Genomic DNA, 14,893 nt, shown 5'->3' with positions numbered 1-14,893 from the left:
TTTCAGGCTGTGCAACGAAACAAATAAGAGACAGTAGTATGAGTACACAAGATTTAATCGGCAAGTTATGGAACCTTTGTCACGTATTGCGCGATGACGGCGTAACTTACCACGAGTACCTGAACGAACTAACTTACCTAATTTTCCTGAAAATGGTTGAAGAGACAGGACAGGATCATCTCATTCCTGAAAATTATCGCTGGAGCGATATTGAAAACTTCAACGCAGCGACACGTTTAGAAGAATATAAAAAGCTACTTATTCACCTTGGTTCACATGGCTCGTTAATTACAAAAGCGATTTTTGCTGATGCAGCAACATGTATACGTAAACCTGCAACATTGAATAAGCTGGTAACTGAAATCGACAAGCTAGACTGGTACTCAGCCAAAGTAGAAGGCTTGGGCGACATGTACGAAGGCTTGCTGGAAATCAATGCGAGTGAGAAGAAGTCGGGCGCAGGCCAATACTTCACGCCAAGGGTGCTTATTGATGCCATGGTAGAGTTAATGCGCCCAACGCTAGATGACGTTGTGGTAGATCCAACAGCTGGCACAGGCGGGTTTATCATCGCTGCGCATAAGTATTTGGAAGAACACAACGACATCTCAAGCCTTTCGGAAACTGCATACGACAAGTATCAGCACAAAACCTTCTTCGGTATGGAATTAGTACCAGATACACGCCGCTTGGCAATGATGAACCTAATGCTGCACGACTTAGCGATTGATGATGACAACGCAGGTGTACTGTATGGCGACACCTTGTCAAACGAAGGTAAAGCCTTACCCAAAGCCTCGCTAATTCTTGCTAATCCACCTTTTGGTACGAAACAGGGTGGGGGCGTGCCTACCCGTGATGACTTAGTACATTACACCAGTAATAAGCAGTTAGCCTTTCTTCATGCCATGTACCAAACCATGTTAAAGCCTGGTGGGCGAGTAGCAGTAGTGCTACCTGATAACGTATTGTTCGAAGGCTCGACAGGCCGCAAGATACGTAACGATTTGATGGAAAAGTGTAACCTGCATACCATTCTTCGTTTACCGACAGGTATTTTCTATGCGGCGGGCGTAAAAACAAATGTGCTGTTTTTCGATAAGCCAAAAGATGTGAATCAAGACACAGGTAACACTAAAAACGTGTGGGTTTACGACATGCGAGCTAACATGCCGCAATTCGGCAAACGTACCGTGTTAACCAAAGCACATTTCGATGAATTCTACGAGGCAGTAGGCAGCGACGTTACTCAAGTTGATGAAGCTCAACGACAAGCCTTTATTGACAATCATCAAAACGGCAGTGATGTTGGCAATGTCGATACCTGTCGCCTGCGCAAATTCACTCGTGAAGAAATTGCAGCAAAAGAAGACTCATTGGATTTGGCTTGGATTCGTGATGATAGCGTTGAAGACGCTTCTAAACTGCCTGAACCAGATGTGCTTATTAACGAAGCCATTGAAGAGCTAGCTGGTGCGATTACTGATTTGCAGTCGATTCTTGTAGAGTTAGACGTAGCAGAGACTTCGGAAGAGGTTGTGCTATGAGTGAGTTGCCTAAGGGGTGGAAACAAGTCGAAATTGGTGACGTCTCCAAAGTCGTTTCGGGAGGAACTCCTAAAGCTTCTATTTCCGAAAATTTTTGCAAGCCAAGCGACGGTGGTCATGCCTGGTTAACTCCTGCTGACCTTAGTGGTTACAAGCAAAAAATGATTAGCCACGGTAAACGAAATATTACTGACAAAGGTTTAAAAGAGAGTTCTGCGAAACTAATGCCTGAGGGCAGTATTCTGTTTAGTAGTAGAGCGCCAATTGGTTATGTAGCGATTGCTGAGAATGAAATTGCAACAAATCAAGGGTTTAAAAGTTTCGTATTCACTGACGAAGTAGAGCCTTCTTATGCATATTATTATCTAAAGAGCATTCGTGATTTAGCAGAGAGTTGGGGTACGGGCACAACGTTTAAGGAATTATCGAGCGCAAAAGCTAGAAAGCTTCCTTTTATTTACCCTAGTATTGATGAACAAAAACGCATCGCAGACAAACTCGATAGCGTGCTCGCGAAAGTCGAAGCCGCTCAAGCCCGCCTCGACAAAATCCCCGCTATTTTAAAACGCTTCCGCCATTCTGTGCTTGCTGCTGCTACTTCTGGGGAGTTGACGAAGGATTGGCGCAAGCAAAACACAACCTGTCAGTGGAATCTTGAAAAGCTAAAAGAGACTATCTATCAAAATTGGTTAGTCGAGCGAGAAAAAGAATTTTTGCGGAAGGGTAAGCACCCTAAAACAAAGACATGGCTGAGTAAGTTTCCAAAAGTAGAGCCTCAACTCTTAATCGATAAGAATTGGGTTCAACTATCTTTGCAGAATATTGCTGAAGTTATCGATCCCAACCCTTCGCATAGAATGCCTAAATATGTAGCTGACGGCATTCCTTTTATTTCAAGTGAAAATATTCTAGCGATAGATAAGTTGAATTTTGAAAAAGGAAAAAAGATAACTTTAGAAGAGGTTGAGAAACAAAGAACACGTTATGAAATAAAGTCTGGAACATTTGCATTTACTCGAATAGGTACAATTGGCAAATCAGTTTTATTACCTAAAACGCATGATTATGGTATCAGTCATGCAATGGCTGTTGTAAATCCTTACAGAGAAGTAGTTGATAGTACATATTTGATATGGGTAATGAATTGTGAGTCCATTTTAAATCAAGCTTTACATGGTGTTCAGAGTGTAGGAGTACCTGATTTAGGAATAGGGAAAATGAAAGACTTCAAAATACCTCTACCACCACTCGAAGAACAACAGGAAATAGTGAGCAAAATCCATAAATTTTTCGAACACGCTAATACTGTAGAAATTCAATACAACTCGGCCAAAATCCGGTTGGACAAATTAACTCAGTCGATACTAATGAAAGCATTTAAAGGCGAGCTATTACCAAGTTCAGTCGATTCACATATCGAAGCAATAGAAAACTCAGTTGAGACGCTTAATGCGTGAACTTGGAATTTGTAAACAGACAGGCAGAGTTTATGAAGGAAGTTCGGGTTCAGGCATACCGATTGAAAGTCGCTCACACCTGTTCCCGATAACCTTTCACGAGCTAAGTGTAGATGCACCAACTCACAGTGTTGACGGTTTTGCGCCTTTACTGTTTCGAGAAGACAGCTTCGACCCTATTACTAAAATTCGTCGTGGCCGAGTGGTAAAGCTGTCCACCGAAACGCAGCCAAAGGTCTGGCGGGTACATGACCCTTTCAGAAAAGACTTAAAGTTAGTTGGTTGGGCAAGCGGCGCTGCGCAAGAAACCGAACTCATTACCTATCAGCGTTCACCACTGAACGAGTTAAGAGGGCTTTCAAAGTTTCCAAATGTCACAATTGGTGAGGCACCACATCATAGTATCTGGAGTATTCTTTCGATTGAAAAACAATACGATGGAGCGTTGTTGCTAACGCTTAAAGCAGTCAGAAGCTTAGGCGTTGTACCAGACGTTAACTTCAATAAATACTCTGCGCCTGCGAGAAAAGAGTTAAAGCGTGCTCTGGAGCAAGTCGAAGTCAGCGCCAATAAACTATCTCCAAAAGATACCGTAGATAGGTGCCGAGATGCGCTAAGTATAATCTTTGGTGATTTAGCTGATAATTTAACGTTAGATTTAGGCCAAGGAATTAGTAAATACCTTGAACGCAATAAAGTAAGAGACCCAAAACGTGATGGTCAGGATTTAATTTCTAAAAATGCTGATATTGTTCGCGTACTGCACTCGCGTGGCAAACCAAATGAAAGCCATAAACACAGTACCAGACCAATAGACGAAGAAGACGCCAATCTTGCTCTCAATTCCCTATGGTTTGTTTTGACTGAACTGGATGCTCGGTAATGGCAGATGAAAAACAACCCGTCCAGCATGAGTTGCCGCTTTTTGAGATTGATTGAAATCTGTAAATAGGTAGTTAGAGTTTAAGAAGCAAGTTCAGACTCAGGCATATCGATTAAAGGTCGCTGATGTATTTTCCCGATAGTCTTCAATGAGTCTCATTTTGATGCACCCACATGCAGTATTGACGGCTTTCCGTTTCTATCATTTCAGAGGATAGCTTCGGGCCAAATACCAAAGTTCGGCTTAGCGGAGTGGTAAAGTTGTCTAGTCATGCAGATGGCGACCGCCATCCAAAATGAGAATCTCGTTCACTAGGTTGTGAAGCAAGGAATGGTTAGCAGGTGAGCACCAGATTTAGTATTTTCTTTTACAAGATAATTATTTTTATAAATCTAATGGCGAAGTAGCCAATAAAATCCATCAAAAAATACTAGTACCGTTAATGTTGCTTATACAGTCCCGACTATAAGGATATTACTCGTGATAAGTCCCCCTTCGAAAGTCTATACGTGTGAAAGTATATCCTTTAGATAAAGTGGAAGATGTAGAAATGAACCTTCATGAAACCTCTGCGCTTCGACTCCAAAAACTGGCATTTTTAACTCCCTGTCATAATTACTGAAAGCGAAAATTATATCTATTGAGGCGCATGTACCCCGTCTTCTTGGCGTTGAACCACAACCCTCGGGAGATTGCCTGTCGAAAGATCCTGCAAAAAGCTCCAGAGCGTTTACTGCCTCGGTTGCAATTTCAGCATTTTTACTACCTATATCTCTTACGTAGAAAACTACTCTCTCCCCATTCAATTGTTCTTCGACGATGAATTGAAGCTCCATAATCACATGGAGCCTATCCTTTGAGTTAATTAATCTGTCGTTTTCGTTAATGAGTAACTCGATAACATAGACATCAGCATTCGGTCCAGATGAGAGAACATCTCGACCCCCCCGAGATGAACTCGCAGATCCAAAACAAAGCGACTTTCCTTTGTTTTCTAAGGAATGATTGAACCCAAAAATAAACGTTGGATCTTTTTTGTCTATGAAAAGATAGGAAATTGATAAAGTTTCAGAGGGTCTCTTTGGATTAAATCTAGAGTAATAGCTTTCACTTCGCTGAAACAAACTGTGAGGGTCGATGAATTTAAGATAACGCGAAAAAATTAAGTTAGTTGATGGGGCGTTATACGACTCATTAAGGTATAAAAGGCAAAATGCTTTCACTTTTCTATGTTTTGCTCCGAAGTCATCTAGTCGAAATGTTTCAATTGATTCACGTTTCTCATCTATAAGTTTTGTCATTAGCTCACAGAATTGAAGTATCGAAACACTAGCTCTAGTTAAATAGAAATACTCATCTTCTAGAGATGTTTTTTCACTATCTTTCGTTAACATCAAATCTGTACATGACGAAAGCACACTTCGATAGCAAACAGATATAACGTTCGCTTGATTTGAATTCTCTCCATAAAGGTGGTGAATAGCACGTTTCGTAATAGAGAACAGAGTTTCATTGCTTGCTAGAGAAAAAAGCTTTTCTGTAAAGTTCTTGCGAACCAATGACTCAACTCGGCGGTCATTAATAGACTCATGTGTCAAATCAGATATAATTTCCGCAATAATCACTATTGATTGTAAATTTTCGACCGTACTTTTAGCATCAATATAATCCGAGTCTTCTAATAGGTTCGAATGACTTTGAAGCTCATTAGCCTGCGCTTGCAACTGTTCCACTGATTTGCCAATTTGATTGTTACTATCTTGCAACTGCTCCGTTTTTCTTGCAATCGAAATCGCTACATAAGCTCCGGCTAGTCCAACAGAGGTTGTAAAGATTAACTGTAGATAACTAGCGATTAGAGTTTCTATTTCGACTTTGCTTTCAGATTTCTCTGTAAGAAAAACGTATTCTAAAAGAAACTTACTACCTGATGTTGCATCGATTAATGCAAGTGCAGACAAAAAGCATAGAATAGAAATGAAAATTACTATAAGAACAGTGAAGCGCTGGTGGTAATTCGATTTTTTCATTATTTTTTAAATTTTACTCGTAAGTCACTATACCATATCGTTTATGTTTTAAATTTCATATGGATTATTCGAATTTTTTATTGGTATGAATAGACTTATGGTCTGATATTTTCCGACGCTTTTCATAGTAAAATGTAACCTAAATCACAAGAGAGAAATCCTCTACGAAAAAAATCAACTCTAATCATTTTAATTTAATGAGTTAGCAAAATCTTTTATATAGACGGACGGCGGCTAGAAGCCATAAGCAATACACAAATGGTATTTGGACATTCGAAACATAATCAACAATTGTCCATGTTATGAAGCCGAATCCGACCAGTGATAGGTCTCGGCAATTATCGCTGAGCTTAACTGTAAACTCATTGCCTATTTACTGAAGCATGGTCGTAGCCTTAATAGCTTAATATTGAGACTTTATAGTAAAGCCCGAGTCACCCGTAAAACTATATCTGTGGCTTCTTGGGAAAGAATACGAAATGGCCGCTTCACGTAGGGGCAAGTGACGCTATGCATTGCCTCCATTTTTCACGCAATCTCTTATTACCGTATTCTCGATTTGCTTTGCAACCAGTTCTATCGGCGTACCTAGCATAATCAGTTTTTAATTAAGAAATTTTTTTGTAGGAGAATGCTCACGTCGGGTCTGGCTTCTTAAGCAGAAGTCGCGAACTTTAACAAGTACATGATGAGAAGGTGAAAAAATGAATTAGAAATGTAACAGGGTTTCAGTAACTGGGAGCTGACTGGTTTTGCGTACGACTAACGCTCATAGAATGAAGACTCGACATCTTTAATTTGCTAACGAATTGCGATAACAACAACTTTACTATTGGCAGAGGAACAATTTTGCAATAGGGGAACTTTCATTAACGCATTATCGAAGCCCTCAACAAGTAAGAGGGCGGCACAATGTCATTAACTATTCGAACACTGCTAAGAAAGCGGTGAGTAGGCTATTGACTATTCATCCCATCTTGACATATTTCTACACCCTTCAACTAAAATAGTCGACCGTCGATGCCTATCTCGAAAAGTCTAAAGCGTCCCTGATTGCATACGATTAATTTGCGTAATCAAGCTTAAATTGGTGGAGACTCTGTGGGCACACAAATTTGTGTAAATACGCGTAATAGTTGAATGTTCGCGATGACCGGTAAAAGATGCCACGATCGCAACAGAAAGCCCCAACTCTAGCATACGGCAAATGCCCTCAGTTCTTAAGTCGTGTAATGACAGGCCATCAATTCCTGCACCTTTCGCTATTTTAGTGAAGCTCGTAGACATAGTTTTGCCTTTTATATGAAAAATCGGATCTTTTAAAGAGGCGTTTTTAGGGCGAAGTTTTAAAAAAAGTTTTCTTGATTTATCGAGCATCGGCAATGATTTTACTGAGCCTGTGTGCTTTCCTTTTTGCTTAAGAACTACCACTTTGATTGTTGAATTTTCAAAGTCTATATTTCCCCAAGTGAGAGACAGCAACTCTGAACAGCGCAATGCCGTGCTTATATAAAGGCGAAGTACAAGCGTATAGTCTCGCCTTAATTGTTCAGACTTTTTTTGCTTGTATAGTTCTTTCAGCAATCGCTTCCACTCGCCAGTCATTAACCGTCGATCCTTTTCACCCGAGGATTTAATGAGTCCGTTTTTTCGGAGTAGTTGCCTAGCTTTTATCAAGGAGCTGTCATCGAAAGTGATTCCCAGCTGCGAATTGACATCACTAATGACGCGGCTGATTGCAGACATGTCGATATTTAGTGTACTGCCACTAGGCTTAGTGTTCGATTGCGCTCGCTGCATCATGTAGCGATATAGAATTGAATAATTTAATTTGTCGACCGGTGTTCTAACAATATCGTAGTCGAGCATGTGTTTTAGACATGCAATGGTACTTGCAGCTGGTTTCTTGGGAACATCACGAATAGCTCTTAGCCAAAATGTAATGTACTCCTTAAACTGTGATGAGGCTGAGATTACTTTCTCATTTCGTTTCATGAAAATGTTTTTTTGGGCAGGCCCTTTGTTTTTTATGACTCCATATGTGTTAATCATCTTCGACCGCCACGCAATAGCATCTTTTTCACGATCGAATTTAGCTTCTCTATCTATCTGATGTTCAGTGTTTCTATAACGACAAATATACCGATTATTTTTAAAGCGAATCGCAGGGCGAATATTGTGTTGAATTAACTTCTCTAAAAGCATTGCTGACATTATTTAAACTGAATTATTGTTGGTGGTTTATGTAATGTTCGTATTCTTTTTTATAAAAATCAAATGGTTGAGATTTACGCTTTTCTGTGAAACGGTGGGTTTTGTTTCACGGTTTTGGTGGAAGTTTAGGCAATTTTTTTGAGTGTTTTTACTCACGATTTTAAAATCCCAGGTTTTACATCGTTTTATTCAGCATGTAGAACGAAGTCGCACGGCAATTATTGTTACAATAATTGCCGTGGTGTATGCTTTTCAATCTACTTTAGGTCTCTTTTTGAACTATATCTATTTGTTATATGGTTATTCTTATTTGGGTCAATACCGTCGGTGCAAGAGCTGTAACTTAAAAGATTAGGTCCACATGCTGGTGAAGCCGGCAGGTTAACCTTCTTTACGCTCTAAAAAGTGTTGAGGTCTGATATTTACGTAAACACGCCACAATACGTTTAGGTCACGATGTCCAGTTACCCGCGCGGTCTCTTCGACTGAATAACCCATTTCAATCAGTCTACTTGCGCCTTCCCGTCGTAAGTCGTGATAGCGAAGATCGGAAATATTTAGCTTTTTCCGAGTTCGCCGAAAGCCTGCTGTAATCGAACGAGAATTAAATGGGAATATACGCTCGTCAGTTTGGGGCTGTCTTAATATGATACCAAGCGCATCGCCAAGAAGTGGTAGAATGCAGTGGTTGCCAATGCTTCCATTTGGGTTTTTTCTATCTCTCACCAAAATTGTTTTTTGCTTTATATCTAAATCTCGCCATTTGAGTTTGCATATCTCGTTTACTCGGCAACAAGTGAGTATCGATATGAGAAATAGATCGTGGTATGGAATTAGACAGCAGTGATGTTGCTGCTTTTCTTTTAACGCATCTAATAGTATTTCAAACTCGTTTTCTTCTAATCTACGCTCTCTTTCGTTACTTCGCGAAATCAGCTTTAAGTCGTGTAGTGCTGGGTAAGCATCAACGATAGAGCGATCGTCTACATTAATACCGAACATGCTTTTACCCACACGAAAAACTTTCCTAATACAGCTAACGTCGACCGAAAGAGTAGAGGGCGAGGGCGATGAGTCAGACTTTTTGCGTTCAAGACAGAAGCTAACAACGTCGTTGGCGTTTACCTTAGAGACAAGCATTTTACCAAAGGTGCTTTTGGCTATATTTTGTAGGGTGTAAAAAGCAGTTCTACCGATAGGTTTATTACTATTTTGCTTCGCGTCTAGGTATTTTTGAATAAGTTCACCGACTGTACAATCAACTAATCCCATATCAATATCAATGAGTTGCCGTTCAACTTTATGAACCATGTTTTTTGCCCACTTACAGGCGGATGATTTACTGTGAAAGGTTTTTGATGTTGAAAAAGTCACTATTCCAGACTCTTTATTTCTAACCCTCGCACAGTAAACAGTTTGATTTTTCCTAACTCTCTTTGAAATGCTATAATGCGCCATCAAATTATTCCTTAATAAAAAAAGCAGTTCCCCCGAAGAAGCTTTTCAGTTCCCCCGAAAGAGTGAAAATAAGGAATGAAAGGGATAAATACCGCACTTGGTCTTTACTCAAGAAATTAGATATTATCAATACAAAACAAAGGCTTAAATTGAATACTACTGTTCAAACTCTTGACCGCAGGTTCTCTGTCGCTCCAATGCTGGATTGGACAGACCGCCACTGCCGCTATTTCCTGCGTTTGATGTCTAAACATACGCTGCTTTACACAGAAATGGTAACAACAGGTGCGATCATTTATGGTAAAGGTGATTATTTAGGGTACAACAAAGAAGAGCATCCAATCGCCGTGCAGCTTGGCGGAAGTGATCCTTCTGATATGGCTAAGTGTGCTGAGTTATCACAAGAGCGCGGTTACGATGAAGTCAATATCAACGTAGGTTGTCCAAGTGATAGGGTAAAAAACGGAAGCTTTGGTGCTTGTTTAATGGCCCAGCCAGAGGTAGTCGCAAGCTGCGTTAAAGCTATGCAGGCAGCGGTGGATATTCCCGTTACGGTAAAATGCCGCATCGGTATTGATGATATGGATGAAGATGAAGATTTTGCCCGCTTTATTGATATTGTTGCTGATGCTGGCTGCGATACATTTATTGTTCATGCGAGAAAGGCGTGGCTGCAAGGCCTAAGCCCAAAAGAAAATCGCGAAATCCCGCCGTTGAACTACCCGCGGGTTCACAGATTGAAACAAGCGCGTCCTGAATTATCTATCAGTATCAATGGTGGTATCAAAACGCTTGCAGAAACCCAGCAACAGCTAGAATTTGTCGATGGTGTGATGGTGGGGCGTGAGGTTTACGGCAACCCTTATATAATGTCGTCCGTTGATAAAGACATATTCGATGATAGCAGTGCACAGAATTTGTCTCGTCGTGAGATAGTACTTCAAATGCAGCAGTATATTGAACGCCAAGAAGACCCGTATTTTAAACCTTGGCATGCTGCGCGTCACATTCTAGGGCTTTATCAGGGCCAAGCAGGTGGACGTATCTGGCGTAGATACTTAAGCCAGAATGGTACGGGTAAAAATCCTGACCCTAACTTACTTCTCAATGCATTAGACGCCGTAGAAAATGCGCAAAGGGAAGTGAATGAATACAATAGTCAAAAAGACTAACAAAGTAGTCTGTTTGACTAAAGTTTAATATTTGTTCAGTCCCATTCAAATCCGCTTTGGCTCGTGATTTTCAATTAAGTCTATATATATCATTGGTTTATTGTTGGCTTGGGGAGTTGGCACAGCTCTCGCAATCCTCTAGATATCGCAACAACAGCGTGTTGTTGCACTGACTAGATTTAGAGGGACAATATGAAAACTTCACTTATTGCAGCAACCATTTTGACAGCAAGCATGACAAGTAGCGTAGCAAATGCAGAGGAGTCAGTGCTTCAATCGTTTGTCACTAATATGGTTTCAAATGTGGTAGCTACCACGACTTATGAAATTAAAGCTGATGTATATCAAGCAGTGGCAAATGCAGCCTATCATTTTGAACTAAGCCCTACAGAGGCGCGTTCGAATGCAAAGGTCAGCGTGACTGATCTGGTGGCTAGTACACCGTCTGATGAAGACGTTTCTGAGAAAGATGCAGACTAAAACTATATAAGTTTTGAAAAGCGCCAATAGGCGCTTTTTTTGTGCCTGTATCAACGAAAAACTCGCTTTAGAAGGTGTGTTTCTAAAGTGGTCTAATTTGCAAATACGTTGGTTAAATTCGCTAATAAGTTGTATTCAGCTAAATATAATAAAAACGAATTTGTTAGGTAATTTTGAAAAAACATTAAAAATCAGTTGGTTAAATAAATGGCACAACGATTGTAATAGTTAAGGTGTTGATAAGAACTCAGTCGGCGGTAACCAGCAGCGAGTTTGTAGGAAAGAGCGCTGGAAACCAACACACTATTTTTAACGGAGAAATAATCATGGGTATGTTTTCACGCATTAACGATATTGTTCAAGCAAACATCAACGCGATCTTAGATAAAGCTGAAGATCCTGAAAAAATCATTCGTTTGATTATTCAAGAAATGGAAGAAACCCTAGTTGAAGTTCGCACTGACGCGGCGCGCTTTATAGCTCAGCAGAAAACGCTAGCACGTCAAATCGCGTCAGCAAACAAAGAAGTGGAAGGTTGGCAGCACAAAGCACAAATTGCAATGAACAATGATAAAGAGTCATTAGCAAAAGCGGCTCTCATAGAAAAGCAAAAATATGTGTCTAAACTTGCATCTCTTGAAGAGCAGGAAGCGCACCTTGCAGAAAGTATCGAAAAGATTCAAGGCGACACTGCTCGTTTGAACAGTAAGTTGGCGGAAGCAAAATCGAAACAAAAAACGTTAGTTCAGCGTAAATACTCAGCGCAAACCCGTCTTAAAGTTAAGCAAGCTGATCACGAAGGCAAAATTGATGATGCGATGATGCGTTTTGAAAGCTACGAGCAACGTATTGAGCATCTAGAAGCACAAGTGGATTCATATGATTTAACTAAGTCAACGGAAGCTGCATCACTGCAAGCTGAGTTCGAAGCGATGGAAGCAGATGAAGCCATCGAGAAAGAACTTGCTGAGCTTAAAAAGAAGAAGGTCGCTTAAGCGACCTCGAATTCTGCTTGCCCATATTGTTGATATCGAAAGCTAAAATTTTTGGAGAAGATGATGAAATTACCATCGCAAAAACGAATTTATAGAGACCTTGATGCTGGAATTATCTCTGGTGTATGTGCAGGTGTTGCACGTTATTTTGATATAGATGCAGTATGGGTAAGAGCAGCGGCGGTAGCGGGTTTATTCATCGCTACACCTATTACGCTGGTGGCCTATGTCGCCGCGGTTATATTGTTGCCGAGATTAGTGTAATGAAAAACTTTCTGATTGCGCTGGTGATAGCCATCGTTCTGATGAACTGCCTTGGTAGTTTAGTGGATAGCTGGTTGGGTATGCACTTAATTATGTCGGATGAACTACTAAGCCCCTGGGAAAATGTAGCGGTATTATCATTAATCGGTGTGGCACTCGCCATTGTAGGTTTTGTGGTTGCTGTGAGTGTAATAGGTACAATTCTACTTGCACTGGGTGCTGGATTCTTAGCGCTTTTGGTTATGGGCGTGAGTGCTTTTTGGCCAATTATACTCATCGTTATCGCATTATATGCATTGAAAAACAGAAACTCTGCAGCGTATAAGCAGCAAAATGAGCGAAACATGCACCATACTTTATAACTAATATAATTAAGTTTAAATTGTGTTAACGTAGTAAAAGATGGTGATATAACAGTACCGTCATAAAGGTTTCGCATTTTTCACATAGTATTAATAATTACAAATAGCTGACTGCAGTCGGCTATTTGTTATTTAAAAGGAAGGTTGGTGTTTATATGAGACAATCAATTAACTCAAAACGGATAGCGATTGTCGCTGTGGTGATTGTATTATTGTTCTGGCTTATTGGATGGTACTGGAGTCTTTCTCCTGATACGTTTGATGTTAGAAAGCGTCTTGAGCAAAACTCTTCAGTAGAAAATCCCACGAACATTGCCGGTTACACATTAACGTCTACAATGATTGACGTGTCGCAAACATTACTCGATAAGCCTGGCGGGTATCTTTCTAACGACATTACACCTCCAGGGATTTTTCTAGACAACATGCCAGCCTGGGAGTTTGGTGCATTGGAAATGGTGCGCGACCTTGCGCTTTCAATGCGCAAAGACTTTAGCCGTTCGCAGTCCCAATCTATCGAGAACCCTTACCTTACTAAAGCTCATCCTAAATTCAACATGGATCATAAAAGTTGGGCATTACCGTCTTCTGAATCGAGCTACTCAGACGGTATAGATCTGCTGATAAAATATAGAGACGAGCTTGCGGTTACACGCAATTCTGACAGTCAGTTTTACACCCGCGCAGATAATTTGCGAGAGTGGTTAAAGCAAGTAGAAAAACGACTAGGTAGCTATTCACAAAGACTAAGCGCCAGCGTAGGATCGGCCCGATTGAATACGGATTTAGCCGGCGACTCAAATGCTAAGCAGTCGTCACCCGTTGCCAGTCAGCGCGTAGTGAAAACCAGCTGGTGGAAGTTGGATGATAATTTTTATGAAGCGCGCGGTGCTACGTGGGCTTTGCTACACTTTCTCAAAGCGGTAGAAATTGAATTTTATGATGTGCTTGAAGACAAGAATGCATTGGTAAGTCTTCAGCAGATAATCAGAGAGCTGGAGGCTACCCAACAGTCTGTTTTCAGCCCCATGATTTTAAATGGTAGCGGTTTCGGTATGTTAGCAAATCATTCACTTGTTATGGCTAACTATATTTCACGCGCAAACGCTGCTTTAATTGAACTTTCAGAACTTCTTAATCAAGGATAATTAATGAAAAAGGGTCTTATAGCTGCCGCATTGGGATGCGCATTATTTTCTATTTCATCTCAAGCAGACACTATTGCAGGCGTTTATGTTGGCGCACAAGTATGGCAGACCGATACGCAAGGTGGTTTTGCTGACACCAACAATACTGCTGATTTTAATTTTGATGATGAAACCAATACAGCGCTATATATTGCCTTCGAGCATCCAGTGCCTTTTTTGCCGAACGTAAAGGTTAATCACACTACGCTGGACAATTCTGGTACAACAACGCTTGATGCGAACTTCACTTTTGATGATCAGTTATTTACACAAAGTGCTGTGGTTAATACTGATATCGAGCTTGATGCCACCGATTTTATTTTATATTACGAGTTATTTGATAACGATTTAGTTAGCTTTGACCTTGGTGTGAACGCCAAGTACATTGATGGGGCATTGTTTGTTGTTGATACCGCTAGCAATACCAGTGGCTCTGCAGAGTTTTCAGGTATTGTTCCTATGGCCTATTCCAAAGTACAGCTTGGTTTGCCTTTCACGGGGTTATCAGCGTATTTTGAAGGAAGCTATTTATCATTCGATGACCATGAACTAAGTGATTACCAAGCAGCTATTCAATATTCTTTCATTGAAAGCTTAGCCGTTGATATGACGCTACAGGTCGGTTACAGAAATGTAACGGTTGATATTGAAGACCTTGACGATGTGTATGCAGATATGGAGTTTGATGGCGTGTTTGCTGGTTTAGAGCTGCATTTCTAAACGCCAGTAAGCGAATTTAAAAGGCGTGATTGCGTTGGCATATCGCGCCTTTTTTGTATCTACAGCTTGCAGCTAACCCGACTTATTACCAAATCATGTAGCCATTAGCACTTTCAGTAATAAA

Annotated in this window: 13 protein-coding genes; 10 read left to right on the top strand and 3 right to left on the bottom strand. The window is 40.6% G+C overall.

Annotated features, from left to right (window positions below; genetic code table 11):
• Nucleotides 1-38 precede the first annotated feature (38 nt).
• From ACM0P2_RS16320 to ACM0P2_RS16310, 3 genes are read left to right on the top strand one after another with little or no spacing between them, the layout of a single operon-like run.
• Nucleotides 39-1,547 carry an N-6 DNA methylase gene (locus ACM0P2_RS16320; RefSeq protein ID WP_419226820.1) on the top strand — a complete coding sequence of 503 codons (1,509 nt, stop codon included), beginning with the start codon at nucleotides 39-41 and terminating at the stop codon, nucleotides 1,545-1,547.
• Entirely contained in the window at nucleotides 1,544-3,004 is a 1,461-nt protein-coding gene (locus ACM0P2_RS16315; protein ID WP_419226819.1) for a restriction endonuclease subunit S, read from the top strand. The genes ACM0P2_RS16320 and ACM0P2_RS16315 overlap by 4 nt, the downstream gene beginning before the upstream one ends.
• Nucleotides 2,997-3,887 (top strand): hypothetical protein, encoded by an 891-nt coding sequence (locus ACM0P2_RS16310; protein ID WP_419226818.1) that lies wholly within the window; start codon nucleotides 2,997-2,999, stop codon nucleotides 3,885-3,887. Before ACM0P2_RS16315 ends, ACM0P2_RS16310 begins: the two co-directional genes overlap by 8 nt.
• Nucleotides 3,888-4,390: 503 nt before the next feature.
• On the opposite strand, the gene ACM0P2_RS16305 is transcribed toward ACM0P2_RS16310, so the two are convergent.
• From ACM0P2_RS16305 to ACM0P2_RS16295, 3 genes are all read right to left on the bottom strand, one after another.
• Complete coding sequence (locus ACM0P2_RS16305; protein WP_419226817.1) at nucleotides 4,391-5,917, bottom strand: hypothetical protein; 1,527 nt, start codon at nucleotides 5,915-5,917, stop codon at nucleotides 4,391-4,393.
• A 1,038-nt stretch (nucleotides 5,918-6,955) separates the two neighbouring features.
• Nucleotides 6,956-8,122, bottom strand: a complete 1,167-nt coding sequence (locus tag ACM0P2_RS16300; protein WP_419226816.1) for a tyrosine-type recombinase/integrase — start codon at nucleotides 8,120-8,122, stop codon at nucleotides 6,956-6,958.
• Between the two features lie 390 nt (nucleotides 8,123-8,512).
• Nucleotides 8,513-9,442 carry a site-specific integrase gene (locus ACM0P2_RS16295; RefSeq protein WP_419226815.1) on the bottom strand — a complete coding sequence of 310 codons (930 nt, stop codon included), beginning with the start codon at nucleotides 9,440-9,442 and terminating at the stop codon, nucleotides 8,513-8,515.
• A gap of 344 nt (nucleotides 9,443-9,786) precedes the next feature.
• Between ACM0P2_RS16295 and dusA the strand changes: the two genes are divergently transcribed.
• The 7 genes from dusA (at nucleotide 9,787) to ACM0P2_RS16260 (ending at nucleotide 14,769) form a co-directional block, all read left to right on the top strand.
• Nucleotides 9,787-10,761 (top strand): tRNA dihydrouridine(20/20a) synthase DusA, encoded by a 975-nt coding sequence (gene dusA, locus ACM0P2_RS16290; protein WP_419227713.1) that lies wholly within the window; start codon nucleotides 9,787-9,789, stop codon nucleotides 10,759-10,761.
• A 192-nt stretch (nucleotides 10,762-10,953) separates the two neighbouring features.
• The gene (locus ACM0P2_RS16285) at nucleotides 10,954-11,241 is read left to right on the top strand and encodes a hypothetical protein (RefSeq protein WP_105930330.1); all 288 of its coding nucleotides are present in this window, start codon (nucleotides 10,954-10,956) and stop codon (nucleotides 11,239-11,241) included.
• 326 nt (nucleotides 11,242-11,567) lie between these two features.
• Nucleotides 11,568-12,236, top strand: coding sequence for a phage shock protein PspA (gene pspA, locus ACM0P2_RS16280; protein WP_419226814.1), 669 nt, complete (start codon nucleotides 11,568-11,570; stop codon nucleotides 12,234-12,236).
• Nucleotides 12,237-12,299: 63 nt separating this feature from the next.
• Nucleotides 12,300-12,500 (top strand): PspC domain-containing protein, encoded by a 201-nt coding sequence (locus ACM0P2_RS16275; RefSeq protein ID WP_159120413.1) that lies wholly within the window; start codon nucleotides 12,300-12,302, stop codon nucleotides 12,498-12,500.
• Nucleotides 12,500-12,862: a hypothetical protein gene (locus ACM0P2_RS16270; protein WP_159120414.1), complete on the top strand. Its 363-nt coding sequence runs from the start codon at nucleotides 12,500-12,502 to the stop codon at nucleotides 12,860-12,862. Before ACM0P2_RS16275 ends, ACM0P2_RS16270 begins: the two co-directional genes overlap by 1 nt.
• A 155-nt stretch (nucleotides 12,863-13,017) precedes the next feature.
• On the top strand, nucleotides 13,018-14,010 hold the full coding sequence (locus ACM0P2_RS16265) for a DUF2333 family protein (protein ID WP_159120415.1): 993 nt from the start codon (nucleotides 13,018-13,020) through the stop codon (nucleotides 14,008-14,010).
• 3 nt (nucleotides 14,011-14,013) lie between these two features.
• Complete coding sequence (locus ACM0P2_RS16260; RefSeq protein ID WP_105930326.1) at nucleotides 14,014-14,769, top strand: TIGR04219 family outer membrane beta-barrel protein; 756 nt, start codon at nucleotides 14,014-14,016, stop codon at nucleotides 14,767-14,769.
• Nucleotides 14,770-14,893: the final 124 nt, after the last annotated feature.

Origin of the sequence: Alteromonas sp. OM2203, assembly GCF_048517045.1 — a bacterium.
Taxonomy (GTDB): domain Bacteria; phylum Pseudomonadota; class Gammaproteobacteria; order Enterobacterales; family Alteromonadaceae; genus Alteromonas; species Alteromonas gracilis.
This window is presented reverse-complemented; position numbering and strand designations above follow the sequence as displayed.